4 protein-coding genes are annotated in these 6,348 nt (G+C 74.2%); 2 read left to right on the top strand and 2 right to left on the bottom strand.

What is annotated here, in order from left to right:
- Both G5C65_RS29020 and G5C65_RS29025 read right to left on the bottom strand, forming a co-directional pair.
- Positions 1-508, bottom strand: a 508-nt coding sequence (locus G5C65_RS29020; protein ID WP_165302013.1) for an acyltransferase, incomplete at its 3' end; no start/stop codon positions are given.
- 122 nt (positions 509-630) lie between these two features.
- Positions 631-1,836, bottom strand: coding sequence for an acyltransferase family protein (locus G5C65_RS29025; RefSeq protein WP_165302014.1), 1,206 nt, complete (start codon positions 1,834-1,836; stop codon positions 631-633).
- 276 nt (positions 1,837-2,112) lie between these two features.
- Here G5C65_RS29025 and G5C65_RS29030 point away from each other — a divergent pair, with 276 nt between their 5' ends.
- On the top strand, positions 2,113-4,440 hold the full coding sequence (locus G5C65_RS29030) for a glycosyltransferase family 4 protein (protein ID WP_165302015.1): 2,328 nt from the start codon (positions 2,113-2,115) through the stop codon (positions 4,438-4,440).
- A gap of 83 nt (positions 4,441-4,523) precedes the next feature.
- Positions 4,524-6,227 carry a glycosyltransferase gene (locus G5C65_RS29035; RefSeq protein ID WP_165302016.1) on the top strand — a complete coding sequence of 568 codons (1,704 nt, stop codon included), beginning with the start codon at positions 4,524-4,526 and terminating at the stop codon, positions 6,225-6,227.
- The last annotated feature ends 121 nt before the right edge of the window (positions 6,228-6,348 follow it).

Raw genomic sequence — 6,348 nt, forward strand, 5'->3', positions numbered from 1 at the left:
AGCCGATTCGGCGCGCGGGCACCCCGGCGACGAGCGCGAAGTCCGGCACGTCGCTGGTCACCACCGCGCCGGCGGCGACCATCGCCCAGCGGCCCACCCGCACCGGCGCCACACACACCGAGCGCGCGCCGAGCGAGGCGCCCTCGGCGACGGCCACACCGACGGGCTCCCAGTCGCCGGGGCGCTTGAGGGTGCCGTCGCCGCTGACGGAGCGCGGGTTGCGGTCGTTGGTGAGGACGACGGCAGGCCCGACGAAGACGCCGTCGCCGAGCCGGGCCGGCTCGTAGACCAGGGCGTGGTTCTGCAGCTTGGTGCGGCTGCCGACCCGGACGCCCGGACCGATGTACGCGCCGCGCCCGATGACGCAGTCCTCGCCCAGCCGGGCCCGCTCGCGGATCTGGGCCAGCTCCCAGACGGTGGTCCCGGCGCCGACCTGGGCGTCCTGGGCCACCTGGGAGCCCGGCATCGCGCGGTAGCCGGGCCCGTGCGTCTCCTCGGTCACGGTCATGTGCGGTCCCTCCCTGGGTGCGGCGTGCGCTGTCGTCGCCGAGGATGGGGGGCGCCGGGCGCGCGGCCGTCGGGGCACGCCGTGCGGCGGTCTCACGGAGGTCCGTACGGGTGACGGCGCCGTCAGCGTTCCCGCGGGGTGAGCCACCGGGGGAAGCGGGGCTCGACGAGGGGCCGCAGCACGCGCCGTACGGGCGCGGCGCCCAGCAGTACGGCGACCGCCCCGGCGAGCAGGGTCGTGGCGGCGACGGCCATGAGGCCGCCGGCGTGCACCGCACCGTACGCACCCAGCCCTTCCGCCGCTCTGACCAGCAGTCCGTGCAGCAGAAAGGGATACAGGGTGCACGCCCCGAGCGCCGTGAACCCCGCCCGGCCGGAGGGCACCAGGGCGAGAAAGGCCGCGGCCAGTACGGCGCTGACCGCGAAGAGCCCGAGACGCGCCACCACGTAGACGGCCGGTGAGACACCCAGCTGCGCGCTGCCGTGCTCCATCAGCAGCCAGTCCCGGTCCACCCGCGGAGCCGCCCAGTACGCCGCGACGGCCGCGAGGGACATCACCGGCAGCGCCCAGCGGCGGGCCGCCCGGTTGCGCAGCGGCCTCAGATGCTCCTGCCGCAGCCGCAGGCCGAGCACGAACCAGGGGAGCAGCATCACCAGCCGCGCCAGCGCCGGCTGGCCGTCCAGGTCGGTGAGCCCGGCGCCCACCGAGACGAGGGCGGCGACGGCCACCGGCCAGCGCACCGCGCGCCACAGGGGCGCCGTCAGCCGCCAGACGAACAGCGCCGCCAGGAACCAGCACAGGTAGCCCGGCGCGGCAGGGGTGAACGCGAAGGGGCGGTCCCAGAAGAGGGTGTGGACCCCGGCGTAGGCGGCCTCGAAGACCAGGTACGGCACGAGCACCCCGGCGAGCAGCTTGCGCACCTGCTCGGGCCGCCCCGTGAAGCCCCGCGAGAAGTAGCCGCACAGCAGCACGAGCGCGGGCAGGTGGAAGGCGTACACCAGGAGGTACACCGTCTGGACGCCCCGCATGCCGTCGACAACGGGGCTCCAGTTGTGGCCCAGCACGACCAGGAGCACGAGCAGGAAGCGGGTGTTGTCCAGGAAGGGGTCCCGCCCTCCGGCCGCGGAGGCCCCGGCGAACCGCCGGAAGCGCGCGCGGGCGCCCAGGCGCCGGGGCCGGGCGGGCTCGCCCCCGGGCTCGGCCCCGGGGGCGCCTCCGGGTGCGGCCCCGGGCGGCGGCACGGTCGGCGGCCGGCCCTCCTGCCGGCCCGGCCCGGCGGGGAGCCGCGGGGGCGCGCCGAGGTCCTGGCCGAGGTGCTGTCTGTGCATCACGCCGTCCTCGCTCACTCGTTCACGTCGTGCTCCGTGCGGACGCGGCGTCGGCTAATGATCAGACAGTAAGCGCGGCGGGCCGCCATCCCGGGCGCGGCATGCCGCCGCAGGCCCGAATGGGGGACAGATCCATCGACGCCCTTAGCACACCCCCATATCGCGCCTCTCATACGCCACAGGAATAATGGCGCAACACGGACATCACCTTGGCCCGGCAGCAGCGCTCCGGCCCGGGTCGCAAACCAACGAACGGCTGAGAGAAGCGGAGCCCCGATGAAGATCGTCTTCCTGTTGGACAACGCCTACGGGATCGGCGGGACGATCAGGTCGACGGTGAACCTCTCGCGGGCCCTCGCGGAGCGGCACGACGTGGAGGTGGTCAGTGTCCGCAGGACCGTGGAGCGCCCCTCGCTGCCCTTCGACCCGAGGATCACCCTGACCCCGCTGCTCGACCTGCGGCGCTCCTCGCCGGCGTACGACGGCGACCACCGGCTGTACCACCGGCTGAGCGAACGCTTCACCGAGGGACCCGACCACTTCGTCCGCGGCATCGCCACCCGTCTGGGCGACGTGCGGATCGCGGAGTTCCTGGAGTCGACCGACGCCGACGCCGTCATCGGCACCCGGCCCAAGATCAACGACTATCTGGCCGCCTACGGCAGCGACCGCTATGTGCGCATCGGCCAGGAGCACCTCACCCAGGCGATGCACCGGGACCACATACGCACCCATCAGAACGCCGCGATACCCGGCCTCGACGCCTTCGTCACCGTCTCCTACGCCGACGCCGTCGACTACCGCAACGCGCTCCCGGAGGCCCTGGAGGGCGGCACCCGGATCGTGTGCATCCCCAACGCCGTCCCCGCCCCCGAGGTCGAGCCGTCCCAGGGCGAGGCCAAGGTCGTCGTCGCGGCGGGCCGGCTCATCAAGGTCAAGCGCTACGACCGCCTGATACGCGCCTTCGAACTGGTCGCAGCGGAGCGCTCGGACTGGAAGCTGCGCCTCTACGGCAGGGGCCGGCAGCAGGCGTCCCTGCGGAACCTCGTCAACCGTCTCGGACTGTCCGACCACGTCTCCCTGATGGGCGCCCACTCCCCGCTGGAGACCGAGTGGGCGAAGGGCTCCATCGCCGCCGTCACCTCGGACGCCGAGTCGTTCGGCATGACCCTGGTCGAGGCCATGCACTGCGGCGTGCCGGTGATCAGCACGGACGCGCCGTACGGCCCCGGGGAGATCATCGCCGACGGGCGCGACGGACTGCTCACCCCGCTCGGTGACGAGCAGCGGGCCGTCCGGGCTCTCGCCGACGCCATGCTGCGGCTCATCGAGGACCCCGGGCTGCGGCGCCGGATGGCGGAGGCGGCCCGGCACAAGGCCGCCCGGTACGCGCCCGACCGCATCGCCGCCGAGTACGAGGCGCTGATCGAGGGGGTACGCGAGGAGCGCCCGGCACCCGCCGCCGCCCCGGCGGTGCGGCCGGAGCCGGCCGCCCGGCCCGCCGCCCGCGGCGCGGGGCGCGCACGCGGCGCCGTCCACACCCCGCGCCGTCCGCTCACCCCGCGCCGGGTCGCCGTCTCCGTGCTGCGCCCCGTCGTGCACCTGCTGCGCGGCCAGGGCAGCCCGCTGCCGGCGGCCGCGGTGCGCGCCCGCGTCGCACCGGACGGCTCGGTGACCTTCCGGGTGCCCGTGAGCGGACTGCCGGAGGGCGACGCCGCGCTGCTGCTGCGCGCCCGGCGGAACACGCACGTGACGCCCGTACGCGTCCCTCTGCCGCCCCGCGAGCAGGCCGTGGACGGCTGGGTCGAGGCCCGGCTCGACCGGAGCGCGCACAGCCTCGCCGAGGCCCGCTGGGACACCTACGTCGAGCGCGTGGCCGACGGCAAGCGCCGACGCGTCCGCGCCGCCCAGGTCGAGACGGCGCGGCTGCTCACCCTCGGCCCGCCGCCCCCGTCCGATGCCGAGGGTCTGCTCAACCCCTGGGTGCCGTACACGACCTCCGACGGCTATCTGGCGCTCCGCGCCTGGCGCCGCGCGAGCCACGCCGAAGTCACCTCCATCGGCCTGCAGGAGCGTGGCTACACGCTCCGCGCCGTGCTGTACGGACAGGCGGCCCGGTCGCCGGAGGCACCCGTACTGGCCGGCGTCTCGCGGACCGATCCGGCGCACAACTTCACGCTCCCTGCGGACGCCGCGCAGGACGCCGGGCAGGACACCGAGGGAACGCTCACCTTCCAGCTCCCCTACGACCTGCCGGCGGCGCTCGGCTCCGGCGACAGCGACCCGGTGTGGGACCTGTGGGTGCAGCCGGGCCCCGACCGGCCGCAGGTGCGGATGGCGCGGCTGCTGGGCGACCTCGCGGACCGGAAGAAGACCGACGTGCACCCCGCGGTGCGGCTGGGCGACAGCGAGACCGGCGTACGGCTGCGGTTCACGCTGGACAACGGACTGGCCGTGAACCTCCAGCCGCTCGGCGACGAGACGGCGGGCAAGGCGGTGCGCCCCGGCGCCCGGGAACACGGGCCCTCGTCCCACGGAACGGCGCCCGCCCGGCACTCCCGGCAGACCCGTACAGCGGCCGGTTCGCCGCTGGAGGCCGCGTGAGCGGCACGCGTGCCGCCCGGCCGCACTCGACCACGAAGCCCGCCCACAGCCGCACTGGCGAACAAGTCGACAAGAAGGACAGCGTGACCTGGAATACGGAAGCGGACCGGTTCAAAGTCAGCGTCGTCATCCCCACATACAACACCGGGCCGACCGTGCTGACCGGGCTGCGCGCACTGCGGGAACAGACCATGCCCCGCGAGGACTTCGAAGTCATCTACGTGGACGACGGCTCCACCGACGACACCGCCGCCATCCTGGAGCGCGAGCTGGCCGGCGAGCCGAACGCGCGCCTCATACGGATAGAGAACTCCGGCTGGCCCGGACGCCCGCGCAACATCGGCACCGAGGCGGCACGGGGCGCCTATGTGCACTACGTCGACGACGACGACTGGCTGGCCCCCGAGGCGCTGGAGCGGCTGTACGCACGGGCGCGCGACACGGACGCCGATATCGTGATCGGACGGATGGCGGGACACGGCCGCGGGGCGCCCCGCGCCGTGTTCAACAAGCCGCTGGCGCGGGCGAACCTGCGCGAGCACCATGTGCTGCTCGGTTCGATGACCGTGCACAAGCTGTTCCGCCGCGCGTTCCTGGCGGAGCAGGAACTGCGCTTCCCCGAGGGGAAGGTGCGCCTGGAGGACCACATCTTCATGCTGCGCGCCTACCTCCGCACCGACCGCGTGGCGACGGTGCACGACTACACGACGTACCACTGGGTCCGGCACCGCAACGGCCAGCACAACATCAGCTACCAGCGCATCGACCCCGGCCCCTACGTCGACAGCATCCGCAGGGTGCTCGCCGTGCTGGACGAGCCGGAGAGCGGCATACCGCACGGCCCGCTGCGCAACCGTCTGCTGGCCAACTGGTACGGCTACAAGGGGCTGCGGCGGCTCACCGGCCGGGGACTGCTCATCCAGCCCGCCGAGCACCGCTACGCCTGGTTCGACGCGGTCAGCGCGCTGGCCTCGGACCTCCCGCAGGAGGCGGACTCCTACCTGCCCGCACGGCTGCGCGTCGTCTCGGCGCTCGCCCGGCACGGCGACCGGGACGCCTGGGAGGACTTCGCGGTGTTCGAGGCGGGCATCTCCTACGAGCACGAGGTGACGTCCACCGAGTGGCACGACGGACGGCTGACCGTCCGCTGCCGGGCGCAACTGGTGCACTCCGCCTTCGCGGGCGCCCCCGCGAAGCCGGTGGTGTTCACCCGGCGTGACGGGCGCTACCGCTGGGAGCTGCCCGCCGGCGTCATGGCCGTACCCGGCGTCGCCGGGGCGGCGGACTTCACCGGGGAGGCGGAGGACGGCAAGGCGCGCGGGCTGGTCCACCACAAGGAGGGCGGCACGGTGCTGGGCGTGCGCAGCAGCCACCACTTCACCGCAGTGCCGCTCGGCACACCGGCCGCGGACGCCGGAGCGACGGCATCCGCCCGGGTCCCGGCCCCGCGCGGCCCCCTGGCCCGGCTGACACGGCGGCTGCGCGGCGCGCACGCCCCCGCACACCCGGAGGAGCGCTGCGCGCTGCGGTACGAGACGGAGTTCACCGTCGACCCCGCGACCGCCGACCAGGGCGCACCGCTCGCACCCGGCGTCTGGCACCTCAAAGTGCAGGCGAACAGCTGCGGCTGGCTGGCGGCGCCCCGGCTGCGGGGGCTGTCGGTGAACGGCGTGGAAGACGGCCCGGAGAACGGTCTGGAGGACGCCGCGGCGGCGACGGAGGCGATAGACGCGAACGCGGCCGACCGCTCCGACGGCCCGGCGGTGAAGGGCGCCGTGGACGCCTAGATGGTTGATGTGCTTTTACGTGCTGGCCAGCGGGGCCGTGTGGTCGTAGTGGATCAGCGAGCGTTTCCTGTCGGCTCCGCAGGCCCAGTTGTGCCAGATCGCCGTGTTGAGGGCCAGGAGC

The organism is Streptomyces boncukensis, from assembly GCF_011045075.1.
Classification (GTDB): Bacteria; Actinomycetota; Actinomycetes; order Streptomycetales; family Streptomycetaceae; genus Streptomyces; species Streptomyces boncukensis.

Bases quoted from the DNA above. Each gene is read 5' to 3' on its own strand.
- G5C65_RS29030 (WP_165302015.1), top strand. From the start codon at position 2,113: ATGAAGATCGTCTTCCTGTTGGACAACGCCTACGGGATCGGCGGGACG.
- G5C65_RS29025 (WP_165302014.1), bottom strand. From the start codon at position 1,836: ATGCACAGACAGCACCTCGGCCAGGACCTCGGCGCGCCCCCGCGGCTC.